The 17028-nt window shown below is 54.0% G+C and carries 12 protein-coding genes; 8 read left to right on the top strand and 4 right to left on the bottom strand.

All coding sequences use genetic code 11. The features are described from left to right. Window positions 1–21 precede the first annotated feature (21 nt). On the bottom strand, window positions 22–1374 hold the full coding sequence (gene yegD, locus E0L21_RS14265) for a molecular chaperone (RefSeq protein WP_131410570.1): 1353 nt from the start codon (window positions 1372–1374) through the stop codon (window positions 22–24). 133 nt (window positions 1375–1507) lie between these two features. Here yegD and alkA point away from each other — a divergent pair, with 133 nt between their 5' ends. Then, complete coding sequence (gene alkA / locus E0L21_RS14260; protein WP_131410568.1) at window positions 1508–2356, top strand: DNA-3-methyladenine glycosylase 2; 849 nt, start codon at window positions 1508–1510, stop codon at window positions 2354–2356. A gap of 157 nt (window positions 2357–2513) precedes the next feature. On the opposite strand, the gene E0L21_RS14255 is transcribed toward alkA, so the two are convergent. Beyond that, window positions 2514–5843 (bottom strand): diguanylate cyclase, encoded by a 3330-nt coding sequence (locus E0L21_RS14255; protein ID WP_131410566.1) that lies wholly within the window; start codon window positions 5841–5843, stop codon window positions 2514–2516. Window positions 5844–6196: 353 nt separating this feature from the next. Here E0L21_RS14255 and udk point away from each other — a divergent pair, with 353 nt between their 5' ends. The 3 genes from udk (at window position 6197) to asmA (ending at window position 9382) form a co-directional block, all read left to right on the top strand. Continuing rightward, on the top strand, window positions 6197–6838 hold the full coding sequence (gene udk / locus E0L21_RS14250) for a uridine kinase (RefSeq protein WP_017458502.1): 642 nt from the start codon (window positions 6197–6199) through the stop codon (window positions 6836–6838). A gap of 86 nt (window positions 6839–6924) precedes the next feature. After that, a complete protein-coding gene (gene dcd / locus E0L21_RS14245; RefSeq protein ID WP_131410564.1) occupies window positions 6925–7506 on the top strand; it encodes a dCTP deaminase in 582 nt (193 codons plus the stop codon). A gap of 25 nt (window positions 7507–7531) precedes the next feature. Then, a complete protein-coding gene (gene asmA / locus E0L21_RS14240) occupies window positions 7532–9382 on the top strand; it encodes an outer membrane assembly protein AsmA (protein WP_131410562.1) in 1851 nt (616 codons plus the stop codon). Between the two features lie 46 nt (window positions 9383–9428). Here the strand turns inward: asmA and E0L21_RS14235 are convergent, their stop codons facing one another. Further along, the gene (locus E0L21_RS14235; protein WP_131410560.1) at window positions 9429–10013 is read right to left on the bottom strand and encodes an NUDIX domain-containing protein; all 585 of its coding nucleotides are present in this window, start codon (window positions 10011–10013) and stop codon (window positions 9429–9431) included. Between the two features lie 84 nt (window positions 10014–10097). Here E0L21_RS14235 and E0L21_RS14230 point away from each other — a divergent pair, with 84 nt between their 5' ends. Next, window positions 10098–10853, top strand: coding sequence for a DeoR/GlpR family DNA-binding transcription regulator (locus E0L21_RS14230; RefSeq protein ID WP_131410558.1), 756 nt, complete (start codon window positions 10098–10100; stop codon window positions 10851–10853). A 41-nt stretch (window positions 10854–10894) separates the two neighbouring features. On the opposite strand, the gene E0L21_RS14225 is transcribed toward E0L21_RS14230, so the two are convergent. Beyond that, complete coding sequence (locus E0L21_RS14225) at window positions 10895–12478, bottom strand: TerC family protein (protein WP_131410556.1); 1584 nt, start codon at window positions 12476–12478, stop codon at window positions 10895–10897. 693 nt (window positions 12479–13171) lie between these two features. Here E0L21_RS14225 and E0L21_RS14220 point away from each other — a divergent pair. The 3 genes from E0L21_RS14220 to wzc are packed head-to-tail and all read left to right on the top strand — an operon-like array spanning window position 13172 to window position 16934. After that, complete coding sequence (locus E0L21_RS14220) at window positions 13172–14317, top strand: polysaccharide export protein (RefSeq protein ID WP_131410554.1); 1146 nt, start codon at window positions 13172–13174, stop codon at window positions 14315–14317. Between the two features lie 2 nt (window positions 14318–14319). Continuing rightward, window positions 14320–14763 (top strand): low molecular weight protein-tyrosine-phosphatase Wzb, encoded by a 444-nt coding sequence (gene wzb / locus E0L21_RS14215; protein WP_131410552.1) that lies wholly within the window; start codon window positions 14320–14322, stop codon window positions 14761–14763. Window positions 14764–14765: 2 nt separating this feature from the next. Next, window positions 14766–16934, top strand: coding sequence for a tyrosine-protein kinase Wzc (gene wzc / locus E0L21_RS14210; RefSeq protein WP_131410550.1), 2169 nt, complete (start codon window positions 14766–14768; stop codon window positions 16932–16934). Window positions 16935–17028 lie beyond the last annotated feature (94 nt).

Below are 17028 nucleotides of genomic sequence, written 5' to 3'. Positions count from 1 at the left end.
AGGGATTCTCCCGGCAAGATATTAACGAAACAGTGTCTGCGCCCAACGCGCAAGACCTGCTGTGACGGAGCCGAAGTCATCGCCGCCCGCAATCGGGATCCCCGGCAGGGTTTGCGCCAGCGCTTTTTTAATCAGCGGTGAACGTGCGCTACCGCCGGTGAGATAAATCACTTCCGGCGTTTCTGCACTGGTTGCCAGCGCCAGTTGCACCTGTTCAAGGATGCGTTGCAGCGGCTGATTTAATGCGCTTTCCAGACCTTCCTGGTCAATTGCCGCCGCGAGATTATCGCTAATAAAGGGCAACTGCGCGCTAACCTGCGCGTCATCGGAAAGGGCGATTTTGCTCTCTTCGGCGCTGCGCACCAACCGGTAGCTGAGACGCTGTCGCCACACTTTTACCAGCAGCGCCACTTTCTCCGCATCGCGGGCGTCGCGCAGGAGATCGTTAAGCAAGCGGCCATTGGCGGCGCTGTAAAACTCGGTCTGCGCGGGAACATCGTTAATCGCTACCGCATTCCACCAGGGCAGGATCGGCAGTGCGATACCTTTTTCTGTCTGACCGCCCATGCCGAGCAGCGGCATCAGGCTTTTGAACGCCAGCGCAATGTCTAAATCGTTACCGCCAACGCGGCAACCGCTGTGCCCCAACAGACTGGCGGCGCGTTCTTGCTTGTCGCGCCATTGCGGCCCCATCAGCAACAATGAGCAGTCGGTCGTACCGCCGCCGATATCCACCACCAGTACCCGTTTTTCCGCACTTAGCGTAGCTTCAAAATCGAGCCCTGCAGCGACCGGTTCGAACTGGAACACCACATCGCGGAACCCGGCGCGCTTCGCGGCACGCTCAAGGATCCCCTGTGCCTGCGCGTTCGCCTCATCACCGCCCAGCCCCTGAAAGTTGATCGGGCGGCCAATCACGGCCTGATCAATACTCTCTGGCAATTGCGTTTCTGCCTGCTGGCGAATATGCAGCATCATGGCGCAGACCAGATCTTCGAACAGAGCGATTTGCTGCGGTTTCAGGCCGCTGGCGCCAAGGAAGGATTTCGGTGATTTAACAAAGTACACCTCTTCCGGGTCGCTGACGTATTGACGCAATGAGGCCAGCCCGAACTGTACACTGGCGGCGCTAACCTCAATATCTTCCTCGCGGTTAAAGCTCATCGCCCGCCGCAACAACGCCTGGGTTTCGCCGTCTGTCGCCGGAACCTGATGGTGGCGATAGAGCCACTCGCTGACCGCTTCACGCGTCGGTGCGCAGAGCATCGACGGGAGTAAGGTACTGTTGTTTTCCATTTTCAGCAGTTGCGCTGCGCCGTCGCGCATCACCGCAATCGAGCAGTTTGCCGTACCGTAGTCAAAACCAACAAACACGTGTTTATCCCCATGCCAGTGAAGAAGGGGGGCGACTTTAGCCGAATGCGTGACGGGCGACAACCGGAATATGAAAGCAAGGCGGAAAATCCCCGGTTTGTTATGCTGTTAGCGTCACTATTCAGGAGTTGCTATGTACACACTGCACTGGCGCAAGCCGTATGACTGGGCGTGGATGTTCGATTTTTTACGTGCGCGCGTCGTGGCGGGCGTTGAGGAGATTAGCGCAACGCGTTATGTGCGCACTTTCCACTACCACGGGCATCGTGGGTTAATCACCGCCGAACCTGACTTAGCGGCAGCGACGCTGAAGGTTACGATCAGCGATGGACTTATACCCGTAGCGGAACACTGTCTCGCACGTCTGCGCTGTTTGTTTGATCTCGATTGCGACGCAGAAACGGTGAACACAGCGCTGGGCTCACTTGGCGCGGCGCGTCCCGGTTTGCGTTTGCCGGGCAGCGTGGATCCGTTTGAGCAGGCGGTGCGAGCGATTCTGGGGCAACTGGTGAGCGTGGCGATGGCGGCGAAACTGACCGCAAAAGTGGCGCAGCGCTTCGGTGAATCGCTGGCAGACGCGCCGGGCATGATCTGTTTTCCTACGCCAGAGCAATTGGCGCGAGCACTGCCGGAAGAACTGAAAGCGCTGGGCATGCCGTTAAAACGCGCGGAGTCGCTGATTTTTCTCGCACAGACGGTCTGCGACGGTACATTTCCGCTCAACCCACCGGCCGATGTGGAACAAGGGGTGAAAGCGCTGCAAACCTGGCCGGGCATCGGGCGCTGGACCGCGAACTATTTCGCGCTGCGTGGCTGGCAGGCGAAAGATGTGTTCCTGCCGGATGACTACCTTATTAAACAGCGTTTTGCCGGGATGACGCCCGCGCAAATCCGCCGCTACGCCACGCGCTGGCGGCCGTGGCGGTCGTATGCGTTGTTGCATGTTTGGTATAGCGTTGGCTGGCAGCCTGAAGGGGAATAAGGCTATTAATTGAGCACAAGAGGAAAATAAGGCGTTATTGTCGCAGCAAGTTTGGAACCGGCCAGCGCGGAAAAACCGGAGCGTACACGTAGTACGTGAGGATTTTGAGCACTGCCCGGTTTCAAAATGGCAAGTAAAATAGCCTTATTACCTCTTGTTAGTTAATTGCGAAATAACTGGTATTCAGCATCAAATCCAGCGGCTGCGCCTGCGAAATAATATCGCCGTAGATCAAATCGATACCGATTCCCGACAAGGTATCCATCATCAGCGGCTGGTGAGTTGGCCCGGCGATACTCTTCACACCCAGTCGCTGCGCGTGACCCTGAATAATGGTCACCATCATTTCGTCCATCAGATTGCCGTGGACGTTTGTCACTAACTCTGGCTCCAGCAACAGGTAGTCGGCCATATGCGGAGTGAGGTAGTTAAACACTTCCAGATCGTGCCCAATATGGCTGAAAATGATGCGGCAACCCGCATGGCGCAGGCGTTTGAGGTTCTCATTAATGGTGTTGCCTTCGCGCATCAGTGCATCGGCATGAATAATCAGGTGCAGCAAACGCCCCTGCATTGATCCGCTTTCCAGCATTTGCAACAGTTCAGTCACCAGAGATTGACTTGCCAGCCCAACGACAGAAAGCGGCAGGGCGACACCAAGGCCTTTACCCGCTACGGCTGTCGCGTGGTTGCGGAAAAATTCGTGAAACACCCGCCTGTCGAGTGCGCGGATAAGTTCCGGTTCCGTCAGGCCTGAGCGGAACGCGTGCTCCTCCATCACTTCCCCTTCGCTGGTCCACAAGCGCAGCGACAGCAGCCAGAAGTTGCAGGCCTCCGGCACGCGCGGAGAAGCCACGCCGCGCGCAATCATCAGTAAATGGTTATCTTTGATCATGTGCCACTGTTCATCCAGCGACATCATGCTGCGCTCGTGCTGCATCAGCCCTTGCTGCGCTTCGTAGACGGTAACCATTCCGCGACCATTGTTCTTTGAGGCGTAACAGGCGATATCCGCCTGCGACATCACGTCTGATGCCTGGTAATTGGTCTCATCAATAATCGTAATCCCGGCGCTGGCACCGATGCGGTGCTGGCGGCCTTCCCACATAAACTCGTAATCATTGATGGCTTCAATCATCCGCCCGGAGATATAGCGCGCACTCTCGACATTACAATCTGGCAGCAGCAGGCCAAACTCATCACCGCCGAGACGGGCGAGGATATCGGTTGAGCGCAGCATGCTGAGCATCAGCGAGGAAATTTCACGCAACAAGGCATCACCTGCAGCATGCCCGGCGGTGTCGTTCACTGCCTTAAAGCGGTCGAGATCGATGAACACCAGCGCATGTCGCTGGTGGAACTCCTGCACGGTCACTAACAGGCGTTTGAGATGATTTTCAAAACTGACACGGTTCGCCAGGTGGGTGAGCGCGTCGTGAGACGCGCTGTAGCTGAGCTGACGCAGCATCTTGCGCGACTCGGTGACATCCTGGATAACCAGTACTGAGCCGATATTTTGTCCGTCCAGTGTGCTTAACGGCGTGACGCTGTAGTGGATATCGAAGCTGCCGCCGGTGCGACAGTGCAGCACCACATCCTGCTCAATCGCGGTACGCGACATATCGCCGCTATGAATGTTTTCCATCGCCGGACCGTTATCGCCGAAAGTAATGTGCAGCACCGTCAATAGAGGCTGACCAATGGCGTGTTCCTGCGGCCAGCCGCTCATTTTTTCTGCCACCGGGTTCATAAAGGTGACCTTCATATCAACATCAGTACACAGCACCGCTTCACCGATAGAATCAAGCGTAATGTGCAGCCGCTCTTTTTCCTGGAACAGCGCATCGTTGAGCTGTTTTACCTCGGTCATGTCCATATTGACGCCGAGCAGCCGCTCCACTTCACCGTTCTTGTTGAGCACACGGTTGGCAAGGGTACGGATATGGCGAATCCCCTCTTTTACCGGCACCCTGAATTCCAGCTTGAATGCGACGCGGGCGGCCAGCGCATCGCGGATAATGCGCTCGGTTTCCGGGCGATCCTCCGGCAGAATGCGTTCGTACCACAGATGCCAGGTCGGTTTCATATGCGCGGGGACTTCGTACATCTCAAACATACGTTTATCCCAACTGATGATGTCGGGTTCCAGCTCCCACTCCCAGATACCGATGCCGCCTGCTTCGTTCGCAAGGGTAATGCGCTCCATCAGGCGCTTGTTCACCCACTCGGTCTGTTTCAAGTCGTTAATATCTTCGATCTGGGCGATGAAATAGAGCGGGGTGCCGTCGGCATGACGCACGACTGAAACGGCCAGCAGACCCCAGACCAGATCGCCATTACGTGTGTAATAGCGCTTTTCCAGCGAGTAGGTAGGAATGTCGCCGCGCGCCAGTTGATCAAGCAGTTCGAGGTCTTTATGTAAATCTTCCGGCCAGGTAAGCTGCTGAAAGTTCATTAAACGCAGTTCATCCTGGCTGTAACCCAGAAACTGGCACAGCGCTTTATTGGCCTGTAGCCACTGCCCATCGGTGCCCACTAATGCCATGCCAATGGCGGAATATTCCATGGCGTTACGAAAACGTTCTTCGCTTTCGGTAATGTGTTTACGCTCGGCGCGAAAGGCATACATCACCATGGTCATCACGTTAACTGGCAGCAGGATCATCAAAAATGGCAGCCAGGGTGCGTTTGTCATCACGCCGCTTTTCGGCGCGATAATCACGTTCGGCTCCTGCGCGATGATCAACGACACCGTCATGACAGTTATCAGAAAAACCAGAAACGCTTCCATTCGCGGTAGACGAACCGCACTCCACATCAACAACACAATCACTGCGGTGAAAGGCCACGGTAAATAGTGCAGCGACAGCCAACTGAGCATCAACGTAACGGCAAGCGTCGCCAGTGTTTCCAGCAGTAATTGCGGTTTGCGATGGCGCAGCAAGTAGTGCGGTTTGAATAATAGCCCAAGCGGCACCAGCGCCAGCGCGCCGATGGATTCTGACAATACCCAGATAATAAAGGTACGCAAAACGTTTTCTGGCGGTACCAAAAGACAGATCAGCGCACCGCCGACCAGCGGCGGAACCACCGCGCTGCCGATGGCAAGGCGGATCCAGTCACTCAGATTTTGCAGCGGATTATACCAGGGCAACAATTTACGTAGCAGCACCGCGCCAACGGCGGCTTCAACAATATTGACGGCGGTATAGCGCAAATCGACAAAAGAAACGGAAAAAAGCAGTACGGTGGCGGCAACATTCCCCAGCGCGCAGGCGAACGCGATGCCGGGCCACATCTTACCCGCGTGGCGGTAAAACGCCACGGTCATGATCGCGGTGGGAAACCAGAGTGGGGCAATGACGGTGCCAAAGCGGATCAGTTCCAGCGAGAACAAGGTGAAGATAAAAGAGAGTAACCCTAAACTGAGGAGCCGCAGTCCAGGATAAGGTGTGGTAACCAAAACGCGCTGGTGTTGTTTCTTCATTACCGCTTAATCCGCAAGCCCTGTGCCGTCCGGAACAGAGTCCGACGAATGAAATTTGAATTTTGGATTATGCTAGTACAAACAATTTACAATTCCTATGCCGGGCGCTCATAATTTGACATCATAGTGTTATTAATTACTTAGTGGATGAATAAAACGCGCACCGCGCTCCATTTTTGAGTGGTTTGCTTTGCGAATAATGCGTTTTGCGGGTAAAAATTGGCGACTTTTTATCACACTTGGATCCCGTGTCTATTCGACTGGTATCGCGACGGCGAAGTCCCTATAATTGCGGCGTTTGACGCTCTGGCGTCGTCCTTCCTTTACATCCAGGTTATCAGGTCGCTAAATTTATGACTGATCAGTCTCATCAGTGCGTCATTATCGGCATCGCCGGCGCATCCGCTTCAGGTAAAAGCCTTATTGCCAGCACTCTTTACCGCGAACTGCGCGAACAGGTAGGTGATGAACATATTGGCGTTATTCCGGAAGACAGTTACTACAAAGATCAAAGCCATCTGTCGATGGAAGAACGTGTAAAAACCAACTATGACCATCCGAGCGCGATGGATCACAGCCTGTTATTCCAGCATTTAGAGTCGCTTAAGCGCGGCGAAGCCATTGAGTTACCGGTTTATAGCTACGTTGAACATACCCGTACGCAAGAAACCATTCGCATTGAAGCTAAAAAAGTCATCATTCTGGAAGGGATCCTGCTGCTGACCGATTCACGCCTGCGGGATGCGATGAATTTCTCCATTTTCGTCGATACGCCGTTGGATATCTGCCTGATGCGCCGTATCAAACGTGACGTGAACGAGCGTGGCCGTTCAATGGATTCGGTAATGGCGCAATACCAAAAAACCGTGCGTCCAATGTTCCTGCAGTTTATTGAACCCTCCAAACAGTACGCCGATATTATCGTGCCGCGCGGCGGTAAAAACCGCATCGCCATTGATATTCTGAAAGCCAAAATCAGCCAATTCTTTGAGTAATAATGTTAGGCTGTCACCGTTCGTATTAATTTGCCCGGCCCCTGAGGCGCGCTCAGGGGTATGCCGCATCAAAAGGAGAATGTGCCATGCGTCTTTGTGACCGAGATATTGAAGCCTGGTTGGACGACGGTCGACTCGCGATTAACCCGCGTCCGCCGGTTGAGCGTATTAACGGTGCTACGGTAGATGTCCGCCTGGGCAACAAATTCCGCACATTCAGTGGGCACACAGCAGCGTTTATCGATCTCAGTGGCCCGAAAGACGAAGTCAGCGCGGCGCTTGACCGGGTGATGAGCGATGAAATAGTTCTGGCAGAAGGTGATGCTTTTTACCTGCATCCTGGCGAACTGGCGTTGGCGGTGACGTATGAATCCGTCACGCTGCCTGCGGATTTGGTCGGCTGGCTGGACGGGCGCTCGTCGCTGGCGCGTCTGGGGTTAATGGTGCATGTTACTGCGCACCGTATCGATCCCGGCTGGTCAGGCTGCATCGTGCTGGAGTTCTATAATTCAGGCAAACTGCCGCTGGCACTGCGTCCGGGGATGCTGATTGGCGCGCTGAGCTTCGAGCCGCTCTCCGGCCCGGCAGAACGCCCATATAACCGCCGTGAAGATGCGAAATATCGCGATCAACAAGGCGCGGTCGCCAGCCGTATTGATAAAGACTGAGTGAAGTAGACCTACTGAGGACGCCATGAGAAGAGTGTTAACCACGCTGATGATCCTGTTGGTCGTGCTGGTAGCCGGCCTTTCGGCGCTGGTGCTGCTGGTCAACCCCAACGATTTTCGCGCTTATATGGTGCGTCAGGTTGAAACCCGTAGCGGTTATCAATTGCAGCTTGATGGCCCGCTGCGCTGGCATGTCTGGCCGCAGCTTAGCATTCTCTCAGGGCGGATGACTTTAACCGCTCCCGGTGCGCAGACGCCGGTGGTCGCCGCCGACAATATGCGTCTTGACGTTAATCTGTGGCCGTTGCTTTCGCACCAGTTACACGTCAAACAGGTGATGCTAAAAGGCGCGGTTATCCAGTTAACGCCGCAAAGTGCCGCCGCGCCGCAAAAAGGCGCGCCCGTGGCGCCGCGAGAAAACAATCTGCCGCAGGTGGAAGAGGATCGCGGCTGGTCATGGGATATCGCCAGCCTGCAAGTGGCTGATAGCGTGCTGGTGTTCCAGCACGATGATGATGAACAACTGACGGTGCGCGATATCCGCCTGCAAATGGAGCAGGATTCGTTGCACCAGGCAAAACTTGATTTCGCCGGGCGGATTAACCGCAATCAACGTGATTTAACGCTCTCTTTCAGCGCGCAGGTGGATGCGCGCGATTATCCGCATAATCTCACCGCCGCCATTGATAACGTGAAATGGCAATTGCAGGGCGGCGATGTCCCGACACAGGGAATCGAAGGGGAAGGGCACTTACAGGCGCAGTGGCAACGTGCCCAGCAGCGCCTGACGCTCAATGATCTGAGCTTGCGCGCGAACGATACCGCGCTCACTGGTAACGGCAGCGTGACGTTTGGCAACCTGCCGGTGTGGGTGCTCGATTTGCAGTTTGATTCCCTCAATCTCGATAACTTATTACCGCCGGAGCAGACTGCCGATAACAGTGGTTCGCCGCAGCAGCAAGGGCAGGCGCAAAACCGCTTGCCGCGTCCGGTTATCTCCACCAGCCTGGATACACCGCAGTACAACGGGTTACGCAGTTTTACCGCACAGATTGGCATTAGCGCGAAAAGCGTGCGCTGGCGTGGCATGCAGTTTGCCGATGTGGTCGGTCAATTCAACAATAATGCTGGCTTGCTGTCGATCCCCACGCTACAAGGAAAAATGGGCAACGGGTTGATCTCGTTGCCTGGCGAACTTGATGCGCGCAGTGATACATCTCGCGCGATCTTCCAGCCAAAACTGGATAACGTGGAAATTGGCACCATCCTGAAAGCCTTTAATTACCCGATTGCGTTGACTGGCAGCCTGAGCATGGCGGGCGATTTTTCCGGGCCGAATATCGACGCTGAGGATTTCCGCCGACACTGGCAGGGTGAGGCGCATGTCGATTTGAAAAACAGCCGCATGGAAGGGCTTAACTTCCAGCAACTCGTACAACAGGCCGTGGCGCGCAGCAGCGATGTGCAGGCGCAGGAAAACTACGATAACGCCACGCGTCTTGATAGCTTCAGCAGCGATGTGTCACTGGATAAGGGGCTGATGACCTTCAATGATATACAGGGGAGTTCTCCGCTGCTGTCGCTTACCGGTGAAGGTGAGATGGATCTGGTGAAAGAGCAGGCGGATACCCGCTTTGAAGTGCGTGTCATGGAAGGCTGGAAAGGGGAGAGCGATCTTATCGATTTCCTGAAGAATACGCCGGTTCCACTGCGCGTGTACGGTAAATGGCAGACGCTTAACTACAGTCTGCAAGTAGATCAACTGCTGCGTAAACATCTGCAGGATGAAGCGAAACGCCGGTTGAATGACTGGGCTGATCGTTATAAAGATCGCCAGAGTGGCAAAGATGTGAAAAAGCTGCTCGACAAGATGTAAGCGAACCTATTGGCCGGGTTGGCGTTGTGCCACCCGGCAAGGCTATTTACAAAATGCCTTCCAGCGCCAGATGCTGTAACAACATAATGGTTTTACCGTCGGCAATCTCACCGCTGCGGATAGCAGCCAGTGCGGCGCTAAAATCCATCTCTACCACTTCAATATCCTCACCTTCATCCGCTAAACCTCCGCCATTGCCGGTGCGTCGGCTGTCGTCATATTCGGCGATAAAAAAGTGCAGTTTTTCGCTGACCGAACCGGGGCTCATCCACGCCTCAAACACTTTTTGCACCTGTTCCAGCCGATAACCGGTCTCTTCTTCGGCCTCATGCCTGATGCGATCTTCCGGGGCAAGTTCATCCAGCAGGCCGGCAGCTGCTTCCAGCAAAAAACCGCTGTGCTGGTTAACGAACAGCGGCAAGCGAAACTGCCGGGTGAGGATTACGCTGCGCTTATTGGTGTTATACAGCAGGATCACCGCGCCATTACCACGATCGTAAACTTCGCGGCTCTGGCGCTGCCATTCGCCGTCTCGTCGGCGAAAGTCAAAGGTGTATTTCGTCAGTTTGCCCCAGTCTTCAGATAAGGACCTGGTGGCAATAATGCGTATTTGTGCATTTTCAGATGGCATATTCGCTCCTCGGGACGTAAGATTGCATCTTAGCGTGCATATTCGTGCATTAACAAGAAATTTCGTGCAATCGGGAGCCCCCTCATGCTGACCTCACAACGCAAACAACTGATCCTTGCCCGGCTTGCTGAAGAGGGGCAGGTGCTGTCGAAAAATCTCAGTGAGCAGTTCGGCATTTCAGAAGATACTGTGCGCCGCGATTTACGCGAACTGGCGGCTGAAGGACGCTTGCAGCGCGTGCACGGAGGAGCGTTACCAGCATCGGCTGCGGTAGTCACCTTTTCCGAGCGGCAAACGCTGCAATCCGATGCCAAGCGGCGGATCGCGCAGAAAGGAGCGGAACTGGTATCACCCGGGCAAGTGGTGATGATCGACGGTGGAACCACTACCAGCGAGTTAATCCGCTTTTTCCCTGAAGATCTGCGCATTACCGTCGTCACCCACAGCCCGAGTATCGCTGTCGGGTTGGCACAGCATCTGTTCATTAACGTGGTGATGATTGGTGGGCAGCTTTACAAACACTCTATCGTCAATGTCGGCACGGCGGCGCTGGAGGGGATTGCGCGCGTACGCGCCGATCTCTTTTTTATGGGGGTGACCGGTGTGCATGTGGAGGCCGGGTTAAGCACTGGTGATTTCGAAGAGTCGCGCATCAAGCATGCCATGGCACAAAGAGCGGCGGAGACCGTGGTGCTGGCCTCACCGGAAAAATTAAACACTGCCTCCCCGTGGGTGATCGGCGATATCCGGCTTATCAATACGCTGGTGGTTGATGCCCAAACCGATGCGCGCACGCTGGAACCGTTTGCCCATCGCGGTATTGCGATTGTCAAAGCGTAGGAGAACAGACGAGACGTGGCCGGGGCGAACCCCGGCCGGGTTTACACTTCGTAATCGAGAGTTTCGTCGTTGTGAAGGGGAATAAGCTGTACTTTTTGTACCCGGTGGCTTTCCACATCCAGCGTTTTTAGCAGGTAATCACCCACCTGAACTTCTTCCCCTGGTTGCGGAATGCGTTGTAAATACTCCATCAGCAGCCCGGCAATGGTGTGATACTCGCGTTTCTCATCGAGTGGCAACGGTACATATTGCACCAGATCTTCCAGCGGCATATGGCCATTCGCCGTCCAGCTACCGTCACTGTTTTTCTGTATATCATGGCGTGCGTCAATCTCTTCTACCTCGTTGGGCAAATTGCCCGCGATGGTTTCCATCACATCGCTTAAGGTGACCACACCTTCAACGGAGCCAAACTCATCCACCACAAAGGCAAAGTGGGTGCGGGCATTACGGAACTGTTCCAGCGCCTGCAACAGCGGTAATCCTTCGGGGAACACCAGCGGTTGTCGCACCAGCACACGCAGATCGAGCGGTTCGCCGTGTAAAGATTGCTGGAGCAGATCGAGGATATGCACCACGCCCAGCAAGGTATCATCCTCTTCGCCGCCGGTGACAACCACGCGCGTATGCTGGTTTTTTTCCAGCAGTGCGCGGACTTCTGATTCCGGCGCGCTCAGATCGATATGTTCAATATCGTGGCGCGACGTCATGATGCTGCTCACCGTGCGCTGATTGAGATTCAGCACGCGCTCAATCATCCGCCGTTCCTGCGGATTGAAAATCTGGCCGTCGTCGCCGTCGCGCAGCATAGAGGCGGCGTCGGCATCCAGCTCCGCTTCTTCTTTACGCCCGCTCAGTAAACGCATGACGGTTTCGGTGGTGCGCTGGCGCAATGTCCGGTCGGCGAACAGAAAACGGCGGCGGTTGAAGATAGCCAGTTGGTTCAGCGCTTCAATCATTACCGAGAAGCCAATAGCAGCGTACAGGTAACCTTTCGGAATATGGAAACCAAACCCGTCAGCCACCAGGCTAAAACCGATCATCAACAGGAAGCTGAGACACAGGATAACTATCGTGGGATGGTTGTTGACGAAGCGGGTGAGGGTTTTACTCGCCAGCAGCATCAGCGAAATGGCGATAACAACCGCCGCCATCATGATTGCCAGGTGATCAACCATACCTACGGCGGTGATCACTGAGTCCAGTGAGAAAACCGCGTCCAGCACGACAATCTGCGTCACCACGGCCCAGAATTTCGCCCCGCGCCGTTGCGTGGGGTTGTCGCTGTCTTTCCCTTCGAGACGTTCGTTGAGTTCAACCGTTGCTTTAAATAACAGGAACAGCCCGCCCACTAACATAATTAAGTCGCGTGCGCTGAAACTGAGCCCGCGTACGGTGAATAAAGGTTGGGTCAGCGTGACCAGCCAGGAAATTGAGGCCAGCAACAGCAGACGCATCAGCATGGCGAGTATCAGACCGGTGACGCGCGCGCGGTCACGCTGTGCCGGTGGCAATTTCTCGGCGAGAATTGCAATAAAAACCAGGTTATCAATACCTAGCACCAGTTCGATCACCACCAGCGTGATCAGACCAGCCCAGATTGACGGATCGGCAATCCATTCCATCGTTAACGTAACACCTTATGTGATATGACAATTGTCACAATGCGATCATGGATAAAGCTGAGATAAATTGCAATGCCAGCCTGCGATTTATCTTATTTTAGGTGGTTATTTAAAGCGCTTAAAAGGTTATTTCCTTATTGTTTATATGATTAATTATCACTATTTAAATATAGAAAATAGGAAAAGTCGCATAGGTAATGCTATGTCAATTTGTTGTCAATATGCGGTAAATCCTAAAAGCGTAAAAATTTGGTCTTAATATTATTCTTAAAAAGATGTTTATCTCTGAATGTCGCCTTGCCTGCTATTCGCTTAGCTGCAACAATTCCTCCAGCATCGTTCAAATATACCAGCGTCTTTATTTTCAGCATTGTTAATCAGTGCGAAAGCCGGTACCTGCCGTATTTTATCTGGTTGGTAAATAGCACCACCAGAAAGAGGATGTAAGGGATGACTATCAATGACTTAACGTCAATCAGTGAATTGGTAACTGAAAGCCAGGGGCGGTAGCGTGCCTGCGGGTATGTCAATCAGCTTGGATTATTCTGTAATCGCATGTGGTTGAATAAACGCTTTTTAGGACTGATGCCAGTTATATTTCTCAAGAATTAACTGCATTCTGAATCTGTGTACAGCTTGAGCGCTTATTTAAATCGCACAGGATAATTACTCTGCCAAAGTGATAATTAATCAATGATGAAATCTAAAACGAAATTGATGCCATTATTGGTGTCCGTTAGCTTGATGAGTGGCTGCACCGTCTTCCCGGGGAGCAATATGTCTACGATGGGAAAGGATGTGATTAAACAGCAGGATGCTGACTTTGATATAGACCGTATGGTGAATGTCTATCCATTAACCCCACGTCTGATTGAACAATTGCGCCCGCGCACCAATGTTGCTCAACCGAATATGTCACTGGATCAGGAGATTTCCGCCTACCAGTACCGCGTTGGCCCAGGGGATGTGCTGAACGTGACAGTGTGGGATCACCCGGAACTCACCACGCCAGCCGGTCAGTATCGTAGTTCGAGCGATGCCGGTAACTGGGTACAGCCCGATGGCACCATGTTCTACCCGTACGTCGGCAAGATTCACGTCGCCGGTAAAACGCTTTCTGAGATCCGTAGTGATATTACCAGCCGCTTAGCGACCTATATTGCCGACCCGCAGGTGGACGTTAATATCGCCGCGTTCCGTTCACAAAAAGCCTATATCTCCGGTCAGGTGGCGAAATCTGGCCAGCAGGCGATCACCAACGTACCGCTTACCGTTCTTGATGCGATCAATGCTGCAGGTGGTCTGACCGACAGCGCAGACTGGCGCAACGTGGTGCTGACACACCAGGGCCAGGAGCAGCGCATTTCGCTGCAGGCGCTGATGCAAAACGGCGATCTCAGCCAGAACCGTTTGCTCTACCCGGGCGACATTCTGTTTGTTCCGCGTAATGACGATCTGAAAGTGTTCGTGATGGGCGAAGTGAAAAAACAGAGCACGCTCAAAATGGACTTCAGCGGCATGACGCTGACCGAAGCACTCGGCCAGGCCGAAGGGATCGATCTGACTACTTCCAACGCCAGCGGCATTTTCGTTATTCGTCCGCTGAAAGGCAACGACAGTGGCCGTGGCAACAAGATCGCCAATATTTACCAGCTTGATATGTCGGATGCCACATCACTGGTTATGGCAACGAACTTCCGTCTCCAGCCGTATGACGTGGTGTATGTCACGACCGCGCCGGTTGCGCGTTGGAACCGTCTTATCAACCAGTTGCTGCCGACAATCAGTGGCGTTCGCTACATGACTAACACGGCCAACGACATCCAAAATCTGCAATGACTATGTTCAACAAAATTCTGGTGGTATGCGTGGGGAACATTTGTCGTTCCCCAACGGCAGAACGGCTGCTGAAAAAATACCAGCCCGCTTTAACGGTGGCGTCAGCCGGGCTTGGTGCGCTGGTTGGACGTAGCGCAGATGCGAACGCCGTGAGTGTGGCGGCGGATAATCAACTCTCTCTGGAAGGGCATTGCGCGCGACAAATTACCGGAAAAATGTGCCGCGAATACGACCTGATTCTGGTGATGGAAAAACGTCATATTGCCCGCCTGTGCGAGATTGCCCCGGAAATGCGTGGAAAGGTCATGTTATTTGGCCACTGGGATAACGAGCGGGAGATCCCCGACCCGTATCGCAAAAGTCGTGAAGCTTTTGAAGCTATTTACACCTTACTTGACCAGTCTGCCCGCCATTGGGCGCAGGCATTGCAAGCTCAGCAGGGATAATAATGACAGAGAAAACACACCATTCGCATTCTGCTGCCCAGGCGGTGGGCAACGACGAAATCGATATTGGCCGTTTGCTCGGCACAATCATTGAGGCTCGCTGGTGGGTGCTGGGCATCACCTCGGTCTTCGCACTGATTGCTGTCGTCTACTGCCTGTTCGCAACCCCCATTTACAGCGCCGATGCGCTGGTGCAAATCGAGCAGAATACCGGAAGCTCGCTGGTGCAGGATCTGAACAGCGCGTTATCGAACAAGCCACCGGCGTCCGATGCAGAAATCCAGCTTATTCAGTCACGCCTGGTGCTGGGTAAAACCGTTGACGATCTCGATCTGGATATTTCCGTGGTCAAAAACACCTTTCCGCTGTTTGGGGCCGGGTGGGATCGCCTGATGGGGCGGCAGAACGAGACGGTGAAAGTCACCACGTTCACGCTACCAAAAGGAATGAACGAGCAGACCTTTACATTAAAAGTACTCAGCCCGAAACAGTACCTGTTAAGCAGCGACGGCGGTTTTGAAGCGCGTGGCGAAGTAGGGCAACAGCTTAGCAAGCAAGGCGTCACCATGATGGTGAGTGCTATTCAGGCATCGAATGACAGCGAATTTACCGTCACTAAATATTCGACGCTTGGCATGATCAATAATCTGCAAAGCAACCTGACGGTGGCCGAAAACGGCAAAGATACGGGCGTACTCAGTCTGACTTATACCGGTGAAGACCGTGAGCAGATCCGCGCCATTCTGGACAGCATCACGCGAAACTATCTTGAGCAGAACATTGAACGCAAATCCGAAGAAGCGGCCAAGAGCCTGATCTTCCTCGATAAGCAACTGCCGGAAGTGCGCGAAAACCTCGACATCGCAGAGGAAAAACTCAACTCCTATCGCCAGCGCAAAGACTCTGTGGACCTGCCGCTGGAAGCGAAATCGGTGCTCGATTCGATGGTTAACATCGATGCGCAGTTGAACGAACTAACCTTCCGCGAAGCAGAAATCTCCAAGCTCTATACCAAAGTGCACCCGGCTTACCGCACCTTGCTGGAAAAGCGTAAAGCGCTGGAAGATGAAAAGTCGAAACTGAACAACCGCATCACCGCGATGCCGGAAACGCAGCAAGAGATTGTTCGCCTGACGCGTGATGTTGAATCAGGCCAGCAGGTTTATATGCAGTTGCTGAATAAACAGCAGGAGCTGCGTATCACCCAGGCGAGTACCGTTGGCGATGTGCGTATTGTCGACCCGGCTATTGCACAACCGGGCGTGCTGAAGCCGAAAAAGGCGCTGATCATTCTTGGCAGCATTATCCTGGGCCTGATTGTTTCGGTGGTCGGTGTGCTGCTGCGCTCGCTGTTTAATCGCGGCATCGAAAGCCCGCAAGTGCTTGAAGAGCATGGCATCAGCGTGTACGCCAGCATTCCGCTGTCGGAGTGGCAAAAAGCGCGGGATAGCGTCAAAACCATCAAAGGGGTCAAACGCTATAAGCAGAGCCAACTGCTGGCGGTGGGGAACCCGACAGATCTGGCCATTGAAGCGGTGCGCAGCCTGCGTACCAGCCTGCACTTCGCCATGATGCAGGCCAATAACAACGTGTTGATGATGACCGGGGTCAGCCCGTCAATCGGTAAAACTTTTGTCTGCGCCAACCTGGCGGCGGTGATTAGCCAGACCAACAAGCGCGTGCTGCTGATCGACTGCGATATGCGTAAAGGCTACACCCATGAACTGCTGGGCACCGACAACGTGAATGGTTTGTCCGAAGTGCTGGCCGGGAAGGGCACAATAGAGGGTTGCGCGAAGCCGACTTCTGTCAGCAACTTTGATCTTGTACCGCGCGGTCAGGTACCGCCAAACCCCTCTGAATTGCTGATGAGCGAACGCTTCAGCCAGCTGGTGAAATGGGCCAGCAGCCACTATGACCTGGTGTTGATTGATACCCCGCCAATCCTTGCGGTAACGGATGCGGCAGTAGTTGGTCGCCATGCCGGCACCACGCTGATGGTGGCGCGTTACGCGGTGAATACGCTCAAAGAGATCCAGACCAGCCTGAGCCGCTTCGAACAAAACGGTATTCAGGTGAAGGGCGTGATCCTGAACTCGATTTTCCGCCGTGCGACCGGCTATCAGGATTACGGCTATTACGAGTACGACTACAAGTCCGATTCAAAATAACCAGACCCTTACCTCTATCCCTCAACGCGCTGCGCCTTTTCCCCCTTGTGGGAAAAGGCGGCAGTAAGGGCGAAAGCGGCATGTTGAACGCATT

Origin of the sequence: Kosakonia quasisacchari, assembly GCF_004331415.1 — a bacterium.
GTDB classification, from domain to species: domain Bacteria; phylum Pseudomonadota; class Gammaproteobacteria; order Enterobacterales; family Enterobacteriaceae; genus Kosakonia; species Kosakonia quasisacchari.
The sequence above is the reverse complement of the archived record's forward strand: the minus strand, read 5'-3'. Positions and strand labels throughout refer to the sequence as shown.

Coding starts and splice junctions, on each gene's coding strand:
- E0L21_RS14255 (WP_131410566.1), bottom strand. CDS start 5,843: ATGAAGAAACAACACCAGCGCGTTTTGGTTACCACACCTTATCCTGGA.
- E0L21_RS14235 (WP_131410560.1), bottom strand. CDS start 10,013: ATGCCATCTGAAAATGCACAAATACGCATTATTGCCACCAGGTCCTTA.
- E0L21_RS14220 (WP_131410554.1), top strand. CDS start 13,172: ATGATGAAATCTAAAACGAAATTGATGCCATTATTGGTGTCCGTTAGC.
- wzb (WP_131410552.1), top strand. CDS start 14,320: ATGTTCAACAAAATTCTGGTGGTATGCGTGGGGAACATTTGTCGTTCC.
- E0L21_RS14225 (WP_131410556.1), bottom strand. CDS start 12,478: ATGGAATGGATTGCCGATCCGTCAATCTGGGCTGGTCTGATCACGCTG.
- E0L21_RS14230 (WP_131410558.1), top strand. CDS start 10,098: ATGCTGACCTCACAACGCAAACAACTGATCCTTGCCCGGCTTGCTGAA.
- alkA (WP_131410568.1), top strand. CDS start 1,508: ATGTACACACTGCACTGGCGCAAGCCGTATGACTGGGCGTGGATGTTC.
- dcd (WP_131410564.1), top strand. CDS start 6,925: ATGCGTCTTTGTGACCGAGATATTGAAGCCTGGTTGGACGACGGTCGA.
- asmA (WP_131410562.1), top strand. CDS start 7,532: ATGAGAAGAGTGTTAACCACGCTGATGATCCTGTTGGTCGTGCTGGTA.
- wzc (WP_131410550.1), top strand. CDS start 14,766: ATGACAGAGAAAACACACCATTCGCATTCTGCTGCCCAGGCGGTGGGC.
- udk (WP_017458502.1), top strand. CDS start 6,197: ATGACTGATCAGTCTCATCAGTGCGTCATTATCGGCATCGCCGGCGCA.